Here is a 21,234-nt window from a genome sequence, read left to right as displayed (position 1 = left end):
CGGCTTCCCAGGGTAAATTTATAACCCTGGTTATTAAGTCGGTAAGACTCCGACCAGCCCTAATTCATGAATTTCCGGAAAAGCCAGATCAGCAAATTCAGTAGCCCGCTAAGCAGCAACATGGTCGTAACAGGAAAGTAAAACCGGAAGTTTTCCTTTTCGACGCGGATATCGCCGGGAAGGCGGCCCAGCCAATGCAGTTTGTCGCTCAGAAAATAAACGACAACTCCCACCAGCACTACCAGCAGGCCTATAATGATGAGATATTTCCCGGTCGCTTGCGACATTATTATCCGATATTACCCAATGCGGGATCGATCATCGTCAGGCGGCTTTCTTCCTTCTGGATTCGACAAATATGGCCCCGGCCACCAGTCCCACCAGCAGCAACGAACTTACAAAGTCGATCTTTTTACCCGTGGCTACGGAAATCGGCTCGAAGCGGAATTTAACAGTATGCTTACCAGCGGGCACACGCAATGCGCGCAGCACATAATTGACGCGCAGCATATCTGCCGGCTTGTCGTCGATCGTCACCTGCCACTCGCCGCGGACATTGTAATAGATTTCCGAGAAAACCGCCAGGCCATCGCCATTCGCGCTGGTTTCATAAATCAGCTCGTTCGGTTTATAGGAAATAAGACTGATCCTGGCCGTAGAATCGGTACCGATTTTAAGGTCGCCCAGTTTGGAAGCAAAGCGTTGATCGATCACCGCTTCCTCGCGTAGGTTCACCGTCCTCAGCGCGGCCATTTCGGCATCGGCGTTGGGCACTACTTTATACGATTTTACGAACCACGCATGCCCGTATGCCTGCGGGTTGGGCTGTGCTACTTTGTTTCCCTGCTGGTCCGCCGTGATGAAATATTTCGCGTTCAGCATATTCAGGATTTCCACATTTGGCTTTTCAGTAAACACCTGATTTTCAAAGAGTTCCTGATAACGGCGCATCTTGGCCGCATGATACCCACCGATTGATTTATGGAAATAGGAAGCCAGTGCGCTGTTGAAAGGTCCGCCTTGCGAAGCGACGTCGTACACGCGATAGTCGGGGTCCGGGTCCCGAAGAATCTGCTCGTCAGCCGGCGACGGCGTCCTCACTCCCTGCGCCACGTAAGCGCTTACAAAATCTTCGTTGTTCAGATATCTTTTATCGACCCCGAACAAATCAAAAATGATCAAGGCGAGCAGCACGCCGTAAAATACCACCGGTTTCAGCTTGTCCTGCGCATAAAACCAGACCAAAGCGGCTGCCAACGCGATAAAGATCAAACCCCGGATCGCATCGCTTTTCATCAGGCTTTCACGGTCCTGTACGATCGAATTCAGAAGCAGTTGGCCAAACTCCTGGTTTTGTGTCTGCTGCGCAAACTGTTGTGCAATCATCGGATCGTTTGTCCCTTTGAAACTAAAAAACAATCCTGGCAGTAATGCCATAATGAGCATCAGGCCACCGGTAAGGCCAGCCGAAATCAGGAAAGGTTTCTGTAATTCTTTAATGGAAATCTTCTTTTCTGCAATCACAGCCAATGCCAACACGCCCACCAGCACCATCAGCAATTGCGCCAGCGAGATGACCATCGTCATCGCGCGGAACTTGTTGAACATCGGGAAATAATCGAAAAACAGGTAGTTAATCCCCGCAAAGCTCTTCCCAAGCGCCCAGATTACGTAAAGTACGATAACCCCGGCCGCCCAGTATTTCAATGGATTTTTTACGATAAATAACCCGAGTACGAACAGGAAAAAGACGATCACACCTACGTAGTTCGGACCGCCCATGATAGGCTGGTCGCCCCAGTAAAGCGGCATCTGCTGGATCACATTCTGCGCTGTGGCGGCATCAACACCACGTCCGGTCAGTGTTTTGTAAGTCTCCGAGGTATTCGACAGCGGCCCGTAAGAAGCACCGCCGTAGGCATTCGGGATTACCAGGGTGAGCAATTCTCCCACAGCGTAGCTGTATGTAAACGCATATTCCTTGTCGAGCCCATTGCCTTTTTTAGCATCAGCATCTTTACCGGTAACCGTCAGTTCCGATTTCCCGCGGATGGTTTCCTTGGTATAATCATAAGCGTTCCAGAGGCGCGTTGTGTGCGTTCCCACGGCCACGACGGCCGCCAATGCGAGGCCTCCCAGCACGAGGGCAAGGTTTTTGGCAAGGCCTTTTTTAATAAGTAAAATACTCTCGACAATCACGAGTATCACAACGCCGATCCCCAGGTAGTAGGTAATCTGCACGTGGTTGGCATACAATTCCAGGGAGAGAAACAATGCGGTGAGTGCGGCCCCTTCCAACCAGTTGCGGCGAAACGCAAGGATCACCCCCGCCAGCACGCCGGGAGCATACATAATGGCGATTACCTGCGAAATATGCCCGGCTTCGAGGTTGATAACATTGAAACAGGAGAAAGAGAAAGCCACCGCGCCGATGGCCGCCAGCCAGCCCCCCGCCCCCAGCACCAGGAAAAGCACATAGGCACTCACCATCCCGATCAGGAAATAGCTGGCGGGTGCGGGTAGTATTTTATTAATCCCCTGACCGATTTTGGTCGAAATGCTCGTCGGATAGTCAGCCACCACAAGGTAGGAAGGCATTCCGCTGAACATGCCGTTGGTCCACCACGACCATTCGTCCGTTTTCTTGTTGTAATCCAGTACTTCCCGCGCAGCGCCCAGCGCCTGTATTTCGTCGGTCGCACTGAGTTTCTTGCCTTGCAGCACAGGCGAAACATAGGCGACAGACAAAATCATGAAGCCGATAACAGCCACCAGGTGAGGCCAGAGACGTTGCCAGGAGAACAGATTTTTCATTTTGTTAATATTAAAGCTACGGGTTGATTTCAGGTGAAAGCGGCGCCGCCACCGGCCCGCGTTAAATATGACTTTTCAAACAGTAATAGTAGCAACGAACGCCGGTTAACGGATATTAAATTTCCATTAACCGGCGCAAATATATGAGTATTGGTATATGTTTGAGATGTAAAAAATGATTCTTGTTCCGGCATTTTTTTAACATAATTAAGAATCAAGGCATATATTTTAAGAAAATACCGGATAAATTTGCGGAAATTGTGCCTTAATGGTTCAAATGGAGCTGTACATAGAAAGACTAGAAGTAACCCGAAATTATTAAATGAAACGAATTGGAGTTTTTACCTCAGGAGGAGATGCCCCTGGTATGAACGCCTGCATCCGGGCGGTAGTACGCGGAGCATGCTACCATGGTATTGAAGTATTTGGAATCAGGAGAGGATATAGCGGAATGATCGCCGGTGATGTCTACAAAATGGAGTCACACTCGGTTAGCAATATAGTTCAAAGAGGAGGTACAATCCTCAAATCGGCCAGAAGCAAGGAGTTCATGACACCCGAAGGCCGTAAAAAAGCATACGACAACTTGCAGGCCCTGGGCATTGAAGGGCTGATCGCCATCGGCGGTAATGGTACTTTCACCGGCGCGATGATTTTCGGCAACGAATATGGTATCCCAACCGTGGGTGCGCCCGGAACGATCGACAACGACTTGTACGGAACCGATTATACCATCGGATTCGACACGGCTGTAAATACTGCATTGGACGCTATCGACCGTATCCGCGACACGGCAAGCTCGCACGACCGTATCTTCTTTATCGAAGTAATGGGCCGCGACTCTGGCTACATTGCCATCCAGTCGGGCATCGCGGGTGGCGCCGAGCTCGTGATGGTTCCGGAAGTGTTAACTCCGATCTCCCAGGTGGTAGAAACCCTGAAACAGGGATGGAGCCGTTCGAAATCGTCCTCCATCATCATTGTGGCGGAAGGTGACGAAGAAGGGAGCGCACAGGAAGTGGCCGACAAAATTAAAGTGCAGGTGGACGAAAACGCGGATATCCGTGTAACCACGCTGGGCCACACCCAGCGTGGAGGAACGCCGTCGGCTTACGACCGCATTCTCGCAAGCCGCCTTGGGCTGGGCGCTTTGGAAGGTCTTATTGCGGGGCAAAAGAATGTCATGGCCGGTATCATCAACAATGAACTGGTCTATACCCCTTTCGAAGATACCATCAGACTTCCGAAGCCGATCAACGAGGATTTGCTGAGGATGGTAAAAATCCTGAGCGTATAATCAGGTGGGTCCTAGCAGTAACCCACTGCTTTATAGGCGAGAAAGCCTATAACTTCGTGCCACAGCATGCAAAAATAGGCGAAAGCATCGGGATCGGGTACCAATTTATGAACGGTAAACCGGTTGTATCCCCCACGAAAGTCGGCCGGGAAGGGGTCTGCCTTAATCCCTACTTTTTCGAAACACCCGGCCGACCGGCGCATGTGGAATGCGGACGTGATCAGCAGGTACCTCCCCGAAGGGAACATTTTGTTCAGGATACGACCGGAAAATACGGCATTCTCGTGCGTATTGCGCGCGCGCTCCTCAAACAAAATGTCCCGGGCGGGCACTCCCCAGCTTGCCAGCAGCGTTGCCGCCTGTCGCGTTTCGCCCAGCTTCCGGGCCATCAATGTCTCCCCGCTTATTCCCGTAATCAATATCTTTTTGATTTTACCTTGCTTGTAAAGCAAATAGGCCTGTAAAATCCTGTCGCTGCGGTCTCCCATTGCCGGACGTTCCTGCCTCGGTGTGCTTGTGGTAATCAGTCCGCCCGACAGCACGACGCCGACGTCGTACACCCCTCTCAATTCCCCGGGGTTCATAAACTTGTACTCCCAGGCATTGATCACCTTCGTTACCAGGAACGAATTGGACGCCAGCAGCAGCAGCACAGTCACCAATCCTACGGCCTGCTTCCTGCGCCGGTCACTTTTTGTCACATAAGCATAAATGAGTATAAAAAATACGATGCTTAGGGGCATTACCAGAAAGTCGACAGCTTTGGAGAGAAAATAAAACATTTGAATAAGAACCCGGCTAATGTTAGCGTTTTGAAGTTAATTTTACGGACTTCAAATCTGAAATAATCCAATAAACCGCTTTAAAGCAAATTTTCCATACCCTGATGAGAGATTATACCCGCACTTCCTTCTTGATTTTGCTGACTGTTTTCAGCCTTTTTTCCAAAGCATATGCACAAGGCTACCGCATCGAAGCGACCGTCAGGGGAATGCAGGATTCGGCATTCGTTCTCGGCCACTACAATCGCAGCGCCACATTGTTTGTACCGAAAGACACTTCCAGGGCGGATGCGGGCGGCAAGGTCGTGTTCGAAGGTAAAACGGCGCTTCCCGGCGGTTTGTATGTAATCCTCTTCCCAGGAAACCGAAAGATGATCGAATTGATCTACTCCGGCAAGGAAACCAACTTTGCAATCGAAGTCGACACGGCCGACCTGAACACCTCTGCGAAAATTACCGGTTCCAAAGAAAACGAGCTGTTCTACAACTACCGAAAGCAATTAGCCGCCGGCAGCAAGGAAATAGAAGTACTCACCAAGCAAAATACACCCGAAGCGAATGCCAGAATGAAAGCGATCCAGGAGGGTTTCGGCGCTTACCGGAAGAAATTGCTGGCTGAAAACGAAGGAACTTTCACGGCCCAGCTGCTGAAAATGTCGGCCGATCCGGAAATTCCCGAGGCGCCGAAATTAGCCAACGGCAAAACCGATTCGATGTGGGTATTCAACTATTACAAGGCCCACTACTGGGACGCATTCGATTTTTCCGATCCCCGGATTATGAACACGCCGTTCCTCGAACCGAAAATGGAGCGGTATTTCAAAAATCTGGTCGTGCAGGTGCCCGATTCGATCATTAAAGACGCGGATCTGATGGTGAAAAAGGCTTCCGCCAATAAAGACGCGAAGGCCTGGACGGTGTATTACATTACCAACCAGTACGAAAATCCCAAAACAGTCGGTACCGAGGCAGTTTGGGTGTATATGGCCAACAAATATTACCTGTCGGGCGAAATGGGCGTTTCCGATGAGGTGAAGAAACGCATTGCCGAAAAAGTTGCTACCATGAAGGATTTGCTGGTAAACAAAACCTTTCCTCCGCTGACCCTGACTGATCCGACGGGCAAAAAAGTGAGCGTTCAGGCCATCGATGCGAATTACACAGTCCTGTTCTTTTTCGCGCCTACCTGCGGCCACTGCAAGGAAGCAGCACCGGTGCTCAAAGCGTTTTACGACAAGAACAAGGCCAACGGCATCAAGGTAATGGCCATTTCGACGGAGCATAACCTGGAAGAATGGAAGGCATTCGTCAAAACTTATCACCTCGAAGAACTGACCAACGGCTTCGATGCATTGAACCAGATCGATTTCAACCGGAAATTCGACGTGGTAACCACGCCCACGATCTATATCCTCGACAAAAACAAAAAGATCATCGCCCGCAAAATGCCGGTGGAGCAGATCGAAGACTTTTTGAATTACTATCAAAACAAAATGGCCAGAAAACTCTGACCATTTCGCTAAGGCACCTTATTTAAATCCGCTTACAGAAAAGCGACGCAAATGGGCAATTTCACGGCGATGCTTTCGTGCTTGAACGTGAACTTGCCCGTTGCTGCATCCACGTCGTACACCACGAGGTTGTCCGACGACTGATTCGCGACGATCAGATATTTCCCGGTCGGATCGATGTTAAAATCACGCGGTGTAGCGATGGATTTTGTTTGCTGATCCACCATTTCCAACTCGCCGTTACCCAGTATTCTGAATGCGGTGATCGAATTATGTCCCCGGTTTGAGACGTACACGAACTTCCCGTTCGGATGCAAATGGATGGCCGCACTTGTATTAGTGGGACCCGAATAATCCGCCGGGATCGTCGGATAAGTTTTAATGGCTGTAATCACCCCTTTTTTATCGATGGAGCAGGCCGTAACCGTAGCATCCAGCTCATTCAGCAAAAATAACCGCCTGCCCGACGGATGGATAACCAAATGGCGAGGCCCGGCCCCGGCTTTGCCCGAAAAAAATGGCTGAGCCGCATTCGGCGTAAGTTTGCCCGAATTGACGTCGGCCACGTAATTCATCACCCTGTCACTGCCCAAATCAGTTACGTACACGTACTTGCCGTCCGGGCTGGCTGTCGCGAAATGGGCATGCGCTTTCTCCTGCCGCTTGGTGTTCGGTCCCGAGCCTGTGTATTGCTCCTTGTAAACCGGCTCGCTCAGTTTTCCGCCGTCGAGGATATTATATGCCGAAAAGCTCCCGCCGCCGTAATTGGACACGAAAGCCATTTTGCCCGTGGGATGCACCGATACATGGCATGGCCCCGCTCCCTCCGAAGACCGGCTGTTCAGAAAAGTCAGCTTCCGGTCGGGTTCTATGGCATAGGCCGAAACCCTGTTATCGGCTGATATGGCATACAGGTTCCGCTTGTCGGGTGAAATAGCGACGTAGCCGGGCGCTACCGACCTGTTGACGGTATCGATTAGCGTAATCTGTCCGGAGCTAAGATTAAGCTCACAGCGTGTAATCGACGAATTGGCCCCTTTGTCTTGTGTTCCCACATAAAAAGTGATGTTCCTGTCCTGGGCAAAACCCCGCAAACCAGCCGAAAGCATTATAATGGATAAGATCAGTTTTTTCATCGCGCATGTTTTGGATGTGTCCGTACAATGCAAGGGAAAGAGAGGCCAAAGGCATTTTTAATGTTAATTTGCCACAATAAGTATCACTAAAAATTAAATTACCAGCTTATGAGCACGATTACCTGGCAAGAGTTCGAGCAGGTCGACCTGCGGGCAGGAACAATCATTGAAGCAGACGATTTTCCCAAAGCCAGAAAGCCGGCATTCAAGCTCCGCATCGATCTCGGGCCCGAGATCGGCATCAAAGCCAGCTCCGCGCAAATCACCGGACGTTACACCAAGGAGCAGTTGGTCGGCAAGCAAGTCCTTTGCGTCGTCAACTTTCCTCCGAAGCAAATCGCCGATTTCCGTTCGGAAGTACTTACCACCGGCTTTATCCTTCCCGATGGAGAAGTGATCCTTGCCAGCCCCGATTTCCCTGTCCCCAACGGTACCCGGCTGGCCTGATAAGCCCGCTTTCCATGAATCTTGTAATCCGCGGCCAGAATTGTGTAATCACCGCGGCAAAGGTTGATTTTATCTTTGCATATCAATTTCGAGAGATTATGGAAACTGCAACAGATATCAAAAAAGTAACGCTTCCGATAACCGGCATGTCGTGTGCGGCATGTGCGGTGAGCGTGGAGTCGATGCTGAGCCATACCAAGGGTGTTGTCAATGCGGGCGTCAATTATGCCAACCAAACCGTTGCCGTAACATACGACCCGGAGCTTATCGACCTTCCGGACATGGACCGTGTGCTGCAAAGCATCGGTTATGGGCTGATCATCGAAGAAAACGAGGAGGACGCCATCGCCGAACAGGAGAAAATTCAGCGCGAACACTACCGGAAGCTGAAAAACAAAGCCATTTATACAGGCATATTGACACTGCCCGTCGTCATTTTGGGCATGTTCTTCATGGAATGGACGTATGCTAATTACATTATGCTCGTCCTGACCGTTCCTGTCCTTTTTATTTTCGGTAAGGACTTCTTCGTGAATGCCTGGAAACAGGCACGGCACCGCAAGGCCAATATGGACACACTCGTTGCGCTGAGTACCGGTGTGGCCTTCCTTTTCAGCACATTCAATACGTTCTTCCCTGAATTCTGGCATGCGCGCGGGCTACATCCGCATGTGTATTTCGAAGCTTCGGCGGTGATTATCTTCTTCATCCTGCTGGGCAAACTAATGGAGGAACGCGCCAAATCGAACACCTCGGATGCATTGAAAAAGCTTATCGGCCTGCAATCTAAAACGGTAAGGGTCTTTCGGGACGGCACCGAAACCGAGATCCCGGCCCGCGAAGTAATGCCGGGAGACGAAGTCATCATACGTTCAGGAGAGAAAATCCCGGTCGATGGCAAAGTCGTCACCGGCAGCTCTTTCGTCGACGAAAGCCTCATGACGGGCGAACCCATCCCCGCTGAAAAGAAGCCCGGCGACAGTGTTTTCGCAGGAACGATCAACCAGACCGGCAGCTTCACTTTCACAGCCGAAAAAGTGGGTAAACAAACGGTTTTAGCCCAAATCATCAAAACAGTCCAGGCGGCACAGGGTAGCAAAGCCCCGGTTCAACGCCTCGCCGACAGTATTGCCGGAATCTTCGTGCCGGTCGTTATCGGGATAGCCATCCTCACCTTTGCAATCTGGATGATACTAGGGCCTGAAAACGCGCTTACACATGCAATGCTGGCCTCCGTGTCGGTTCTGGTAATCGCCTGTCCGTGCGCATTAGGGCTTGCAACCCCTACGGCTATGATGGTGGGGGTAGGTAAAGGCGCGGAAAACAATATTCTGATCCGCGACGCCGAAAGTCTGGAAAAAGCTTACAAAGTGGATACCGTCATTCTTGACAAAACAGGCACTCTTACCGAAGGCCGGCCCCGGGTTACCGACTGGCAATGGGTGAAATCGCTCGAAAACGAAGCCTTCCATTTTGCGGCCGTAAAGGCACTCGAAGCACGGTCGGAGCATCCGCTGGCACAGGCCATTGTACAGTTTGGGGAAGAGAGTGAAACGATTCGCATCCGGAATTTCCAGTCGCTCACCGGGAGCGGGGTACGGGGTACCGCAGGGGACAATACGTATCTGGTCGGCACATTCAAGTACCTCGAAAAGGAAGGAATTCACATTTCGGCAGAACTCCGGGCGGCCTACGAGGTACTTACCGCCCAGGCAAAGACCGTCATCGGGATCGCGGTCAACGGCGAGCATGCGGGGATCGTGGCCATTGCCGACCAGCTGAAACCTACCTCGCGCGAGGCTGTCCAGAAACTGCATGCGCAGGGAATCGAGGTACATATGCTGACCGGCGATAACGCCCAAACCGCGGCCGCGGTTGCCGCGCAAGTCGGTATCGACAGCTACCAGGCGGACGTAAAGCCGGACGACAAAATGCAGTTCGTGAAAAAACTGCAGGCGGCCGGCAAAACAGTTGCGATGGTGGGCGATGGTATCAACGACTCCCAGGCCCTCGCGCAAGCCGATGTGAGCATAGCCATGGGCAAAGGTTCCGACATCGCTATGGACGTCGCCAAAATGACCCTCATTACTTCCGATCTGCTGACATTGCCAAAAGCATTGAAATTATCGCAGAAAACCGTTGTGACCATCAAACAAAACCTGTTCTGGGCCTTTATTTACAACGTGATCGGCATTCCCGTCGCTGCCGGCGTGCTCTACCCCGTCAACGGGTTCCTCCTCGACCCGATGATTGCCGGTGCCGCCATGGCGATGAGTTCGGTATCCGTGGTGATGAATAGTTTGAGATTGAAGGGAGCGCGATTATAAGATTGCAGTGGTAAGCCTAGTTATTTTGATTAATCAGGCTTACCACAACTTTTACCATGATATCTTTTTCCGTCGGACTGCTTTCCGCGATCATTAGCGTGAGTGCCACCAATGCATTGTCCGCAATTCGTTTTGAACCGTCCGATTTATAGAGAATACTGTTTCGTTCGAGAAACCATACAAAAATCAAGGCGGCGATCCGCTTGTTGCCATCTGTGAATGAGTGATTTTTGATGATAAAATAAAGCAGGTTCGCTGCCTTCTCTTCGATACTCGGATACAGCTCCACGCCGTCGAACGTCTGGTAAATTGTACTGATGGAGCTCTTAAAGGAATCATCCTTTTCGTTGCCGAAATAGCTATGGTCGCCAAACTTGCTGCGCAATCCGTGGATGGCCGACATGGCTTCTTCATAGGTGATGACAAAAAGCTGTCTTTCCGATACGCTTTCAATGCCCAGCGCCCGATGATCGTATTTATCGAGAACGTCAAGGGCATAAGCATAATCCGTAACCACCTGAATGAGCCCCGTCGCTTTGCCGGCCGTCAATTCTTTGTTGTGAATGACATTCGCCAACAGTGCTACCGTTTTTTTGAGGCTTTCCAGCTGATCCAGTTTCAATTTTTCCTTCGTGGCAAAGCCTTTGATCGAGTAGTCTTTTAGAATCCGGTTAGCCAAATCCGGAACTTCGTTCCCTGCTTTGATTTGACCCGATAACCGACAGAAATGATCGCATCGAGGCTGTAAAACGCGGTTGGTTTAACGGAATCCCAATTGTGCATTTTTTGCACATTTGTATTTTCGTCGAGTTCTCCCTCTTTAAATGCATTGGTAATATGCTTCGAAATAACCGACCTTTCCTTCCCAAACAGCTCCGCCATTTGGGCTTGCGTGAGCCAGACAGTATCATTTTGAAGTTGTACCTGAAGAGTTAATTTTCCTTCCTCCGATTCATAGAGAAGGATCTCACCAAGCGGCGGGAAAGTTGTTGTGCGCATATGGTCTCAATGGTAAAGTTTCGCCATTGATACGCTGGGGCACGAGATTGGTAACAGCATGTAGAATCCCACACCGATCTTCTCGGAATGGTCCGTTTCAGTATGTCGGTAATTCCGACATATACGAAAACTTCAACCCAAAAACTCTGTAATACCTCTCCACAATTCTGTAATAACCGGGAAGCGATCGCTGCCGATATTTGTAAAACAATTTATAACACAACAAACCCCCGCGAATACCGGGAGAGATTTAGTAACCATGGAAACCTTGCAATTCAAAACCAATATCAAATGCGGCGGATGTATCGCTACTGTTACGCCCTTTCTCAATGGAGATGAAAATGTGGAAAGCTGGTCGGTGGACCTGGAAAGTGCGGACCGCGTTTTGAAAGTCGAAACGACCCATTCACCGGAAGAAATCGAACAACTGATTAAAAAGGCCGGATACGTAGCCGAGGAAATCGGCTGATAATTAGTATTTTTGCCCCGAAATCTGCATTTCGGGGCAATTCAATAACCTGAAACGTTTTGCCTGTATTCAAATGAAAAACAAATTGCACCGATCGATCACCGTCCTGATGGCCTTCCTGGTCCTGCTGAGCAGCACCGGGTTTGTGCTAACAGAGCGCCAGTGCACGATGATAGGCGGCAAGTCGATGCAATTTGCAGGCAAATTCAAAGAGGAGTCCGCCAAAGCCGTTTCTTCATGCTGTGCCAAGCGCGCAGCGCTGAAAATGGCGAAAGGCACATTCTTCAAAAAAAAGGCTTGCTGTAAAGAAAGCCAGAAGCTCGAAAAGCTGACCGTCGCTTCTGTTGATTCCCAGGTATTTGCCAAGCTACTTAAATCGGTGGCGACGGGCGTCACATGGTCGGCGACGCGTTATCTGTTCATTCGGGCCGAATGGGTGCTCCCGTCAACCGCCGATTCCCCCGACATATCCTTCTCTTCCCGCCTTCACGGGAGAAGTATGCTTGCATTTATCCAGTCGTTCCTGATCTGATATCATTGAATAACAACCATTTAACGCAAAACCACCGGTATTTCTGCCGACGGTTTTCGCAAATGAATGTCTTATTCAATGAATCCACGAAATCATGAACAAATATCTTTTGGGAGGACTTCTTTTACTCGTATCCTCCTGCCTTTACGCACAACGTATAACCGGCTCGGTCAACGAACAGGAACCGCAGACCAAAAACCTCAAACCCATTACCGGAGCCAATGTATACTGGTCAGGAACCACACAGGCAACCACTACCGATGAAAACGGGCGGTTCAGCATTCCCCGCTCGGCCCAATCGGCCCTGCTGGTGGTGAGCTTTGTCGGGTTTCGGAATGATACCATCAAAATCGGCCAGGAAAGCGAGTTACAGGTGGTACTGCAAAGCGACCAGACGCTCGACGAAGTAGTGGTACGGGCCGGAAACACGTCTATCGACCGGCTTTCCCCGCACCAAACAGAAATCATCACAACACGGGCATTGGCGAAAGCAGCATGCTGTAACCTTTCCGAAAGTTTCGAAACGAATGCCTCGGTCTCCGTCTCATATAGCGATGCCGTGACCGGCTCCAAACAAATCCAGATGCTTGGCCTGAATGGCACCTACATTCAGACCAACGTGGAGAATATCCCGTCCATCCGCGGCCTGGCGTCGACCTTTGGCCTGAACTTCGTTCCCGGCACATGGATCCAGTCGATTGACGTAGGCAAGGGTGCGGGCTCGGTAGTCAACGGCTACGAGTCGATGACGGGACAAATCAATGTGGAGCTGCAAAAACCCGATACACAGGAAAAACTCTACCTGAACACTTATGTCAATAACTTCGGCAGGGCCGAAATGAACCTGAATCTGGCCCATAAGCTCAACGACAAATGGAGTACCGGATTGCTCACCCACGGAAGCACTTTGCGCAGCCGCATCGACAAAAACAGCGACGGTTTCCTGGACCTTCCGCTTTACACCCAGTACAATGCCGTTAACCGCTGGAAATACCAGGGCAACAAGATGATCGCGCAATTCGGCGTGAAGGCACTTTACGAAGACCGCCTGGGCGGACAAAAGAACTTCGAACGCGCAATGAAAGGCACTACCCAGGCCTACGGCTTCGGCGCGAGAGTGAACCGCTACGAGTTCTTCTCCAAAATCGCCAGGCTGTTCCCCGAGCAACCTTACAAAGGCCTGGGCCTGATCCTGAATGCGTCGGTCCACGATTCCAAATCCTATTTTGGCCTTAACAATTACGATGGTACCCAAAAAACGCTTTACGGAAATCTGATCTATCAGTCGATCATCGGCAATACCAATCACTCCTACAAAGCAGGCATCAGCTACATGCTCGACAATTATGACGAGATTTATAAGAACATCAGTCTGAAACGAAACGAATCGGTTCCGGGTGCCTTTTTTGAATACACTTATAATCATCTCGACAAGTTCGTGATGGTGGCCGGCGGGCGCGTCGATTTTCATAACCTTTACGGTACCCAATGGACACCGCGCCTGCATCTGAAATACAGCCTCACAGACCAGACAACGCTGCGCGCATCGGCCGGCCGGGGATTCAGGGTAGCCAACCCGCTGGCTGAATATTACGGTAACCTCGTAAGCTCGCGACAGGTAATTTTCCGCGATGCCATCCGACCGGAAATCTCGTGGAACTACGGCGCCAGCCTGACACAGGAATTCAAAGTCGGGGGAATGAGCGGGAATTTTATCATGGACTTCTACCGGACCGATTTTGAGAATCAATTGGTGGCCGATATGGAAGACCCGCGCTATATCCGCTTCTATAACCTCGAAGGGAAAGCCTACGCCAACAGTTTTCAGGCCGAAGCAAACCTGACGCCGGTCAAACGTTTCGAGCTGAAACTGGCTTACCGGCTGTTCGATGTAAAACAAACGATCCGCAACGTGTACGACGAAAATACATTGCAGGAAAGGATGATGGTGAGCCGCGACAGGGTGCTTTTCAATGCCGGATATGCCCTGCCTTACGACAAATGGAAGTTCGATGCCACCGTGCAATGGAACGGCAAACGACGCGTACCTTATATGGGGCATGTTCCAGACCACCATATTCCGGATAATCTGACATCCGCCGTAGCGCCATCTTTTTACAATTTTAATGCACAGATTACCCGCACATTCCCGAAATGGGATATTTACCTCGGCGGTGAAAACCTCGCCAACTTCCGTCAGAAAAACCCGATTATGGGTGCCGGGGAGCCGTTCGGGCAGCATTTCGATGCCGGCATGGCCTGGGGCCCGGTTGTAGGACGAATGATTTATGCCGGAATGCGTTATAAGATTGTTAGGTAATTTAGAGAAAAAGGGAGAAAGGAGTAACGGAGGAAGGGATTAAGAGGAGGTTTTTAATTGGTTCGTTATGAAATTATATATCAAAAATATGGTGTGTGACCGCTGCAAGCGGGTGGTGCGCGAGGAACTGAACGCACTGGGCATTGACTTGAACTTCGTAGAATTGGGTGAAGTGGAGACGGTAGCCGAAGTGGACGGGACCAAGTTGAAAGAAGTGAAATCAGTGCTGGAAGCAAATGGATTCGAGTTGCTCGACGACCGTCGGCTGGCGATGGTGGAGCATATCAAAACGCTGGTAATCGACGAAGTTCAAAACCTGAAAGGCAACAAACCCGCACAGATGAATTTTTCGGATTATTTGTCGGAAAAGATCGGTTATGAATACTCTTATCTCAGCAACTTGTTTTCCTCCGAAACCGGGCAAACGATCGAACAATATATCATTGCCCAGAAAGTAGAAAAAGTAAAGGAGTGGTTGTCATATAACGAACTCACGCTAAGCGAAATAGCATGGAGACTGGCTTACAGCAGCACGGCACATCTGAGCAACCAGTTCAAAAAAGTGACCGGTATGACACCCGGGGAATACAAAAAAAGTGCATTGCAACGGACCGCGCTGGACCAGATTGGTCATTAGGGCCGTTCAGAATACTATAACCAAAAGATTGTCGGATTCATTAAACTTCAACTGTATGAACAAAATCATTATTGCGTCGTTGCTGCTGCTGTCGGCCGCCTGTGCGGGCAACAAATCCGAAAAGGACGCGACAACCACCGAAACGCATGCGGCAAGCGAGAAAAAATACGCTTGTCCAATGAAATGCGAGGGTGATAAAACCTACGCCGAGGCCGGCAAATGCCCTGTCTGCAAAATGGATTTGGAGGAAGTAGCCATGGCCGAACCCGATTCAACAGTACATCAACATTGAATTCAAACTGATCAAATCATGAAAACAACCGTTTTGAGCATTATTACAGCCCTTTTTCTGGGCTTGAACATCGCCTTCGCCGACGGCACCAAAGAGGTAAAAATCAAAACCTCGGCCATTTGCGAAATGTGCAAGGCGCGCATCGAGCGCAACCTGGGCCTTTCGAAGGGCGTGAAAGAATCGAATCTCGATCTTTCGAACAAGGTAATTACTGTAAAGTACAACCCGGACAAAACTACGCCGGAGGCTATCAAGGCGACGATCAACAAAACCGGCTACGACGCCGACGAGCTGCCTGCCAACCAAAAGGCGCACGACAAACTGCCAAGCTGCTGCCGCAAAACCGCCGCAGCGCATTAGTCACTAAAAAACTTCATTATGCTTTTCAACAAACTGATCCGGGCGACGGCGGTCGTGGCAACGGCCACCGTGGCGACAACCGCCGGAATCGGGGCTCTCACGCTCCCCGCATTCGCCCAACACGAGCACCATCACGAGCCTGCGAAAGACACTGTCAGCCATGAAAAACACGACATGAAAAGCATGGATCATGCGCAAATGGACCACGACAGCCCATCCCACATGACCCACAGCTTTTCATTGAGCCTACCCATGACCCGCAATGGCTCGGGTACAGGCTGGCAGCCCGACGCCACGCCCATGTACGCGTACATGAAGCATGGAAAAAAATGGAATTACATGCTTCATGGCAGTATTTTTCTTCGTTACACGGCACAGAATTTCAATAACGACGGCAAAAAAGGCTCCGATTCGAAATTCAGCGTACCCAACTGGTTTATGGGCATGGCACAGCGGCAGGTCGGGAAAAACGGATTGCTCAACCTCAGAGCGATGATTTCACTGGACCGCATCTTCGACGGCGGCGCCGGTTATCCGCTGCTTTTTCAATCCGGCGAGAGCTGGAAAGGCCGGCCGCTGATCGACCGCCAGCACCCGCACGACCTGTTTTCCGAGCTTTCCGTCGGTTATACACAGCGGCTTAACGACAAGGTCGATTTGACAATTTACGCGGGTTACCCCGGCGAGCCGGCCCTGGGTCCTACGGCATTCATGCACCGGATGTCGGCATTCAACAATCCCGACGCCGTACTGGGCCACCATTGGCAGGACGCGACGCACATTACATTTGGCGTGGTAACCGCCGGAATCCGCTACGGAAAATTCAAATTGGAGGGCTCCTCGTTCACAGGCCGCGAACCGGACGAAAACCGCTTCGATTTTGATAAACCACGCTTTAATTCGTACAGTTACCGGCTGCTGTTCAACCCGTCGGCCAACTGGGCATTGCAGGCTTCGCGCGGTTTTATCAAAAGTCCCGAGCCGCGCGAGCCCGACGAGGACGTAAACCGCACCACTGCTTCGGTACAGCATTCGGGTAATTTAGGAGGGGAAAACAGATGGATTTCTACGACGCTTGTGTGGGGGCTCAACGACGCAGGCGAGCACCATAAAGAGCATTCTGTACTGGCGGAAAGTAATTTGCTGCTCGATAAATGGGCCATTTACGGGCGCTATGAATGGGTGCAAAAAAGTGTCGGTGAGCTGGGATTGGAAACAATCTACGGCAGACAGGGGTTCGTAACCTTGCCAGTTTCCATGTTTTCGCTCGGTTTGAACCGGCAAATCGCCTCTTTCAGCAATACTTTATTGCAGGCCGGCGCTCAACTGAGCTTGTACAAGCCTGATCGCCAGTTGGAGGCTACATATGGTAAAACCCCGCTTTCCGGACAGGTGTACCTACGCATTACGCCCGCGCTTATGCGTATGTAAGCGGGCTTTTTTAGTAGTTTTGGGTTTAATTTAAACCAAAATACCGCCGTGGCCTGGTACCATACCTATTTCAAAGGACTCCCGCAACGCGCCTGGAAACTGAACCAGGACGATGAATACACCGACTACGAGGTCGACTTCCTGCGGGATGTACTCGAAATAACGCCGGACAGCAAAGTACTCGACGTACTTGCAGGCTACGGCAGGCATGCCCTTCCGCTCGCAGAACAGGGTACGGCATTGACCTGTATCGATATTTCACAGGAATATTGCGAAGAATTACAAACCATCAGCAGCAAACAGCGACTGCCGGTAGAAGTGATTTGTGCGGATATATTGAACTACAAACTCCCCGAGGCTTCTTTTGACGCCGCCTATTGTTTCGGGAACAGTTTCAGTTTCTTTCCCCGGGCCGAAATGCAGCAGTTTATCAGCCAGATCGCCTCCGCGTTGAAACCGGGCGCCCACGTAGCGGTCCATACCGAAAACCTCGCCGAAAGCATTCTGCCCAACTTCCAGGCGCGTAACTGGATGCCCGTGCAGGACGATATTATCTATCTGGCCGAAAACGAGTACCGTGCGGAAGGAAGTTATATCGAAGCGGAGCAAACATTCATTTCCGGCCAGGAAAAAGTGACGCATAACGTTTGCCAGCATATTTATACGCTGGGTGAGCTTACTTATATGTTCGAACTGGCGGGCCTGCTCGTGGTAGGCACGTTCAGCAACCTGGAAGCCGATCCGTTCATGCTGGGCGACGAGCAGCTATACCTTGTAGCGCGCAAACAATAACCACTTGCTGAGCAGGCTGATCGCCGGAACTATGGCTAATGCGGAAGTCTCGCGCGCACCAGCCCGTAAACCCACGTTCCCGCGATGGCGCTCAGCAATGTAACAGCCACAGCCAGGTAACCGGCGCCTATTTGTGCAAACAATGGCCCCGGACAAGCGCCCGTAATGGCCCAGCCGACGCCGAACGACAATCCGCCGTAAATCTGGCCCTTGTCAAAAACCTTGTCGGAGATGGTCACCGGCTCGCCGGCCAATGTCCTGACATTAAACCTCTTGATCAGCCAAACCGACAGTGCTCCGACCGCCACAGCCGAGCCGATCACGCCGTACATGTGAAACGAATCCAGCCGGAACATTTCCTGTATACGGAACCAGGAGACAATCTCCGCTTTCAAAAAAACAATCCCGAAAATCACGCCAACGAGCAGGTATTTAAGGTTGGCGGTAAAGCCTTCGGCGGATTGCTGCCGGTTTGCGCCGTCGCTGCCGTCGATCCCGATTCCTTCATAATCGGAATCCCGGGTTTGGGCAACAGGGGAATGTTGGGTTATCTTTTCCATGGTGATTCCTATTAAGTACTTGTGAAAATGGGCACCAACGCCTTCTATATGGCAAGAGCCAATAAAAACGGCAGTAGCAGGTGTGTACATGCGAACCCGCCGATCATGAAACTCACCGTAGCCACCAATGACGGCCATTGCAGGTTGGAAAGTCCCATAATCGCATGTCCTGATGTGCACCCTCCCGCGTAGCGCGTACCGAAACCAACAAGAAAGCCCCCAATTACAAAGAATATCAAACCTTTCAAAGTAAACACATTGGCTATCGAGAAAATGTCCGTTGGCATTAGTCCGGAAAAATCCCGGACACCCAAAGCAGCCAGCGTATGCCGGGTATCGTCCGCCACCACGATGGTATCCGGATTTCCCAGCCAGAAATTACCTGCGCTCCCCCCAATCACAATCCCCGCTACAAAAAACAGGTTCCAGGCCTCTTTTCGCCAGTTGTATTTAAAAAATGGCAAACCCGCCGGAATCACCGCCGCACAGATATGCCGCAACGACGACGAAATGCCAAACGACTTATTTCCCAGCAGCAACAGCACCGGTACCGTCAACCCGATCAACGGCCCGGCCACGTACCACGGCCAGGGCCTTTTAAGAAGTTCGATAATTTCCATGTTTGCATATAGTTTTTATATGGTATAATTCGAGAATTATATTAAATAGCTATCCTTTTTAAATAGCTTCCGACATTCCCCAAACCGCCGATAATCACCAAATAGTCATGCATCGGCCAGAACCGGGACGTTGGTTTTCGCCACGGCGCTATAACCTCCTTCGATATTGACGACGTCATCCACGCCCCGCGATTTCAGGATCGAGGCGGCGATCATCGAACGGTAACCTCCTGCGCAATGAATGTGCAGCTTCCGGTCTTTGGGAAACTCCGGCATGAGGTCGTTGATGTAATCCAAAGGCAGATTACGTGCCCCCCTCGATATGCCCCGAAGCAAATTCGTCCGGCTTTCGGACATCGATTACCTCCACATTTCCCGATGCAAAACGCGTCGCAAAGGTTTCGGCGTTCACCGATTCGACTGTATCGGTTTCCTTTCCAGCCTGTTTCCAGCTTTCGAACCCGCCGTTGAGATAGCCGATTGTGTAGTCGTACCCTACCCGCGCAAGGCGTGTCACCACCTCCTGCTCTCTGCCGGGTTCCGCCACGATCAGCAACAGCTGCTTGAGATCCGGGATCAACGCCCCTACCCACGGAGCGAAACTGCCGTCGATGCCTATATTGATCGAGTTGGGAATAAAGCCTTTTGCAAAATCCGCAGGTTTGCGCGTGTCGAGAACCAATGCGCCTGTATTGTTCGCCTTTGCTTCGAACGCCCCGGGCGACAATGCCTGATGACCGCGTTCGAGAACCTCGTCGATACTTTCATAGCCGTCGCGGTTCATTTTTACGTTTTCAGGAAAATATTGTGGCGGTTCGGTGAGCCCGGCTGTCACTTCCCTGATAAATTCCTCTTTGGTCATATCCGCACGCAACGCATAATTGAAGCGCTTCTGGTTTCCCAGCGTGTCGGAGGTTTCCTTGCTCATATTCTTGCCACAGGCTGAGCCTGCGCCATGAGCCGGGTACACAATCACATCGTCGGGTAAGGGCATTATCTTCGCACGCAGGCTATCGTAGAGAATACCTGCAAGGTCATCCATCGTCAGTTCGCCTTTCTGGGCCAGGTCCGGACGGCCGACATCCCCGATGAACAACGTATCCCCGCTGAACAATGCAACGGGCTTGCCAGATTCGTCGAGCAACAGGTAACTTGTCGATTCCATCGTATGACCGGGTGTGTGCAGTGCGCGAATGGTAACCGCACCGAGCTTGAACTCCTCACCGTCTTTGGCAATATGTGCCTTAAACCCGGTTTGAGCGCCCGGACCATAAACGATCTCGGCGCCGGTCTTTTCGGCCAGATCGATATGACCGGAAACAAAGTCAGCATGGAAGTGTGTCTCAAATACATACTTGATTTTAGCACCTGTCTTCTCCGCCTTCTGAATATAGGGCACCACCTCGCGGAGTGGATCGATTACCGCCGCCTCGCCGTTAGAAACGATAAAGTAAGCGCCCTGCGCAAGGCATCCGGTATATATCTGTTCTATTTTCATTTCGTTTGCAAGTTTTATGTGGTCAGGTAAGTGTTGTCAGGTCTAGTCAGGAATGGTCATTAATAGTCAGGTATTGGTCAGGTGTTGTCATTAATAGTCAGGAATTGTCAGGTATAGTCTGGCGTTGTCGGGTATTGTCTGGCTTATTGAGAAAATTAAGCCCATAACTCACCATGGAAACCCCTAACTATTCCCGACAGTTCCTCACGACACCTGGCACGGCCTGCCCATCCATGGCAAACCTGACTATTCCTCACAACTCCTGAGTATTCCTGACTAAACCTGACAACCCATGACCACACCTGACTAAACCTGACAATCCCTGACCACCTCGCCTCATCTCCGCCGCATAATTATCAGGCAATAACGTACCACGATCAGCAAACTCCTGACCAGCCCCAGCAATAAAT

Annotated in this window: 20 protein-coding genes and 1 pseudogene; 12 read left to right on the top strand and 9 right to left on the bottom strand. The window is 50.9% G+C overall.

What is annotated here, in order from left to right:
* Positions 1 to 59 precede the first annotated feature (59 nt).
* Positions 60 to 287, bottom strand: a complete 228-nt coding sequence (locus ABV298_RS17825) for a DUF2905 domain-containing protein (protein ID WP_353717536.1) — start codon at positions 285 to 287, stop codon at positions 60 to 62.
* A 37-nt stretch (positions 288 to 324) separates the two neighbouring features.
* Entirely contained in the window at positions 325 to 2,814 is a 2,490-nt protein-coding gene (locus ABV298_RS17820; RefSeq protein ID WP_353717535.1) for a hypothetical protein, read from the bottom strand.
* A 322-nt stretch (positions 2,815 to 3,136) separates the two neighbouring features.
* On the opposite strand from ABV298_RS17820, the gene pfkA reads away from it, so the two are divergent.
* Positions 3,137 to 4,111, top strand: coding sequence for a 6-phosphofructokinase (pfkA, locus tag ABV298_RS17815; RefSeq protein ID WP_106597640.1), 975 nt, complete (start codon positions 3,137 to 3,139; stop codon positions 4,109 to 4,111).
* A gap of 11 nt (positions 4,112 to 4,122) precedes the next feature.
* Here pfkA and ABV298_RS17810 read toward each other — a convergent pair whose 3' ends face one another.
* Positions 4,123 to 4,893 (bottom strand): YdcF family protein, encoded by a 771-nt coding sequence (locus ABV298_RS17810; protein WP_353717534.1) that lies wholly within the window; start codon positions 4,891 to 4,893, stop codon positions 4,123 to 4,125.
* A 104-nt stretch (positions 4,894 to 4,997) separates the two neighbouring features.
* Between ABV298_RS17810 and ABV298_RS17805 the strand changes: the two genes are divergently transcribed.
* Positions 4,998 to 6,404 (top strand): thioredoxin-like domain-containing protein, encoded by a 1,407-nt coding sequence (locus ABV298_RS17805; RefSeq protein WP_353717533.1) that lies wholly within the window; start codon positions 4,998 to 5,000, stop codon positions 6,402 to 6,404.
* A gap of 32 nt (positions 6,405 to 6,436) precedes the next feature.
* Here ABV298_RS17805 and ABV298_RS17800 read toward each other — a convergent pair whose 3' ends face one another.
* A complete protein-coding gene (locus ABV298_RS17800; RefSeq protein WP_353717532.1) occupies positions 6,437 to 7,540 on the bottom strand; it encodes a lactonase family protein in 1,104 nt (367 codons plus the stop codon).
* Positions 7,541 to 7,648: 108 nt separating this feature from the next.
* Here ABV298_RS17800 and ABV298_RS17795 point away from each other — a divergent pair, with 108 nt between their 5' ends.
* Together ABV298_RS17795 and ABV298_RS17790 are read left to right on the top strand one after the other, a co-directional pair.
* Positions 7,649 to 7,987, top strand: a complete 339-nt coding sequence (locus ABV298_RS17795; protein WP_353717531.1) for a tRNA-binding protein — start codon at positions 7,649 to 7,651, stop codon at positions 7,985 to 7,987.
* 98 nt (positions 7,988 to 8,085) lie between these two features.
* Positions 8,086 to 10,314 carry a heavy metal translocating P-type ATPase gene (locus ABV298_RS17790; protein WP_353717530.1) on the top strand — a complete coding sequence of 743 codons (2,229 nt, stop codon included), beginning with the start codon at positions 8,086 to 8,088 and terminating at the stop codon, positions 10,312 to 10,314.
* Between the two features lie 16 nt (positions 10,315 to 10,330).
* Here the strand turns inward: ABV298_RS17790 and ABV298_RS17785 are convergent, their stop codons facing one another.
* Together ABV298_RS17785 and rhuM are read right to left on the bottom strand one after the other, a co-directional pair.
* Positions 10,331 to 10,993 carry a Fic family protein gene (locus tag ABV298_RS17785; protein WP_353717529.1) on the bottom strand — a complete coding sequence of 221 codons (663 nt, stop codon included), beginning with the start codon at positions 10,991 to 10,993 and terminating at the stop codon, positions 10,331 to 10,333.
* On the bottom strand, positions 10,975 to 11,313 hold the full coding sequence (gene rhuM / locus ABV298_RS17780; protein ID WP_353717528.1) for a RhuM family protein: 339 nt from the start codon (positions 11,311 to 11,313) through the stop codon (positions 10,975 to 10,977). Before rhuM ends, ABV298_RS17785 begins: the two co-directional genes overlap by 19 nt.
* A gap of 259 nt (positions 11,314 to 11,572) precedes the next feature.
* Between rhuM and ABV298_RS17775 the strand changes: the two genes are divergently transcribed.
* From ABV298_RS17775 to ABV298_RS17740, 8 genes are all read left to right on the top strand, one after another.
* Positions 11,573 to 11,782 (top strand): heavy-metal-associated domain-containing protein, encoded by a 210-nt coding sequence (locus ABV298_RS17775; RefSeq protein WP_353717527.1) that lies wholly within the window; start codon positions 11,573 to 11,575, stop codon positions 11,780 to 11,782.
* A 73-nt stretch (positions 11,783 to 11,855) separates the two neighbouring features.
* Entirely contained in the window at positions 11,856 to 12,314 is a 459-nt protein-coding gene (locus ABV298_RS17770; RefSeq protein ID WP_353717526.1) for a hypothetical protein, read from the top strand.
* A 94-nt stretch (positions 12,315 to 12,408) separates the two neighbouring features.
* Entirely contained in the window at positions 12,409 to 14,634 is a 2,226-nt protein-coding gene (locus tag ABV298_RS17765; RefSeq protein WP_353717525.1) for a TonB-dependent receptor, read from the top strand.
* Positions 14,635 to 14,701: 67 nt separating this feature from the next.
* Positions 14,702 to 15,271 carry an AraC family transcriptional regulator gene (locus tag ABV298_RS17760; protein ID WP_353717524.1) on the top strand — a complete coding sequence of 190 codons (570 nt, stop codon included), beginning with the start codon at positions 14,702 to 14,704 and terminating at the stop codon, positions 15,269 to 15,271.
* A 55-nt stretch (positions 15,272 to 15,326) separates the two neighbouring features.
* Entirely contained in the window at positions 15,327 to 15,563 is a 237-nt protein-coding gene (locus ABV298_RS17755) for a heavy metal-binding domain-containing protein (RefSeq protein ID WP_353717523.1), read from the top strand.
* Between the two features lie 18 nt (positions 15,564 to 15,581).
* A complete protein-coding gene (locus tag ABV298_RS17750) occupies positions 15,582 to 15,923 on the top strand; it encodes a heavy metal-associated domain-containing protein (protein WP_353717522.1) in 342 nt (113 codons plus the stop codon).
* Positions 15,924 to 15,941: 18 nt separating this feature from the next.
* Positions 15,942 to 17,354, top strand: coding sequence for a hypothetical protein (locus ABV298_RS17745; protein WP_353717521.1), 1,413 nt, complete (start codon positions 15,942 to 15,944; stop codon positions 17,352 to 17,354).
* A 48-nt stretch (positions 17,355 to 17,402) separates the two neighbouring features.
* Entirely contained in the window at positions 17,403 to 18,146 is a 744-nt protein-coding gene (locus tag ABV298_RS17740) for a class I SAM-dependent methyltransferase (RefSeq protein WP_353717520.1), read from the top strand.
* A gap of 35 nt (positions 18,147 to 18,181) precedes the next feature.
* Here ABV298_RS17740 and ABV298_RS17735 read toward each other — a convergent pair whose 3' ends face one another.
* The 3 genes and pseudogenes from ABV298_RS17735 to ABV298_RS17725 all read right to left on the bottom strand — a co-directional run bounded on the left by ABV298_RS17735 (position 18,182) and on the right by ABV298_RS17725 (position 20,824).
* The gene (locus ABV298_RS17735) at positions 18,182 to 18,706 is read right to left on the bottom strand and encodes a DUF6691 family protein (protein ID WP_353717519.1); all 525 of its coding nucleotides are present in this window, start codon (positions 18,704 to 18,706) and stop codon (positions 18,182 to 18,184) included.
* A gap of 44 nt (positions 18,707 to 18,750) precedes the next feature.
* Positions 18,751 to 19,326, bottom strand: coding sequence for a YeeE/YedE thiosulfate transporter family protein (locus ABV298_RS17730; protein WP_353717518.1), 576 nt, complete (start codon positions 19,324 to 19,326; stop codon positions 18,751 to 18,753).
* A 105-nt stretch (positions 19,327 to 19,431) separates the two neighbouring features.
* Positions 19,432 to 20,824: pseudogene (locus ABV298_RS17725) on the bottom strand (rhodanese-like domain-containing protein).
* Positions 20,825 to 21,234 lie beyond the last annotated feature (410 nt).

The organism is Dyadobacter sp. 676 (genome assembly GCF_040448675.1).
Lineage (GTDB): Bacteria > Bacteroidota > Bacteroidia > Cytophagales > Spirosomataceae > Dyadobacter.
This window is presented reverse-complemented; position numbering and strand designations above follow the sequence as displayed.

Bases quoted from the DNA above. Each gene is read 5' to 3' on its own strand.
- ABV298_RS17790 (WP_353717530.1), top strand. From the start codon at position 8,086: ATGGAAACTGCAACAGATATCAAAAAAGTAACGCTTCCGATAACCGGC.
- ABV298_RS17760 (WP_353717524.1), top strand. From the start codon at position 14,702: ATGAAATTATATATCAAAAATATGGTGTGTGACCGCTGCAAGCGGGTG.
- ABV298_RS17805 (WP_353717533.1), top strand. From the start codon at position 4,998: ATGAGAGATTATACCCGCACTTCCTTCTTGATTTTGCTGACTGTTTTC.
- pfkA (WP_106597640.1), top strand. From the start codon at position 3,137: ATGAAACGAATTGGAGTTTTTACCTCAGGAGGAGATGCCCCTGGTATG.
- ABV298_RS17820 (WP_353717535.1), bottom strand. From the start codon at position 2,814: ATGAAAAATCTGTTCTCCTGGCAACGTCTCTGGCCTCACCTGGTGGCT.
- ABV298_RS17775 (WP_353717527.1), top strand. From the start codon at position 11,573: ATGGAAACCTTGCAATTCAAAACCAATATCAAATGCGGCGGATGTATC.
- ABV298_RS17730 (WP_353717518.1), bottom strand. From the start codon at position 19,326: ATGGAAATTATCGAACTTCTTAAAAGGCCCTGGCCGTGGTACGTGGCC.
- ABV298_RS17800 (WP_353717532.1), bottom strand. From the start codon at position 7,540: ATGAAAAAACTGATCTTATCCATTATAATGCTTTCGGCTGGTTTGCGG.
- ABV298_RS17755 (WP_353717523.1), top strand. From the start codon at position 15,327: ATGAACAAAATCATTATTGCGTCGTTGCTGCTGCTGTCGGCCGCCTGT.
- ABV298_RS17735 (WP_353717519.1), bottom strand. From the start codon at position 18,706: ATGGAAAAGATAACCCAACATTCCCCTGTTGCCCAAACCCGGGATTCC.
- ABV298_RS17795 (WP_353717531.1), top strand. From the start codon at position 7,649: ATGAGCACGATTACCTGGCAAGAGTTCGAGCAGGTCGACCTGCGGGCA.
- ABV298_RS17810 (WP_353717534.1), bottom strand. From the start codon at position 4,893: ATGTTTTATTTTCTCTCCAAAGCTGTCGACTTTCTGGTAATGCCCCTA.
- ABV298_RS17745 (WP_353717521.1), top strand. From the start codon at position 15,942: ATGCTTTTCAACAAACTGATCCGGGCGACGGCGGTCGTGGCAACGGCC.
- rhuM (WP_353717528.1), bottom strand. From the start codon at position 11,313: ATGCGCACAACAACTTTCCCGCCGCTTGGTGAGATCCTTCTCTATGAA.
- ABV298_RS17770 (WP_353717526.1), top strand. From the start codon at position 11,856: ATGAAAAACAAATTGCACCGATCGATCACCGTCCTGATGGCCTTCCTG.
- ABV298_RS17765 (WP_353717525.1), top strand. From the start codon at position 12,409: ATGAACAAATATCTTTTGGGAGGACTTCTTTTACTCGTATCCTCCTGC.
- ABV298_RS17750 (WP_353717522.1), top strand. From the start codon at position 15,582: ATGAAAACAACCGTTTTGAGCATTATTACAGCCCTTTTTCTGGGCTTG.
- ABV298_RS17825 (WP_353717536.1), bottom strand. From the start codon at position 287: ATGTCGCAAGCGACCGGGAAATATCTCATCATTATAGGCCTGCTGGTA.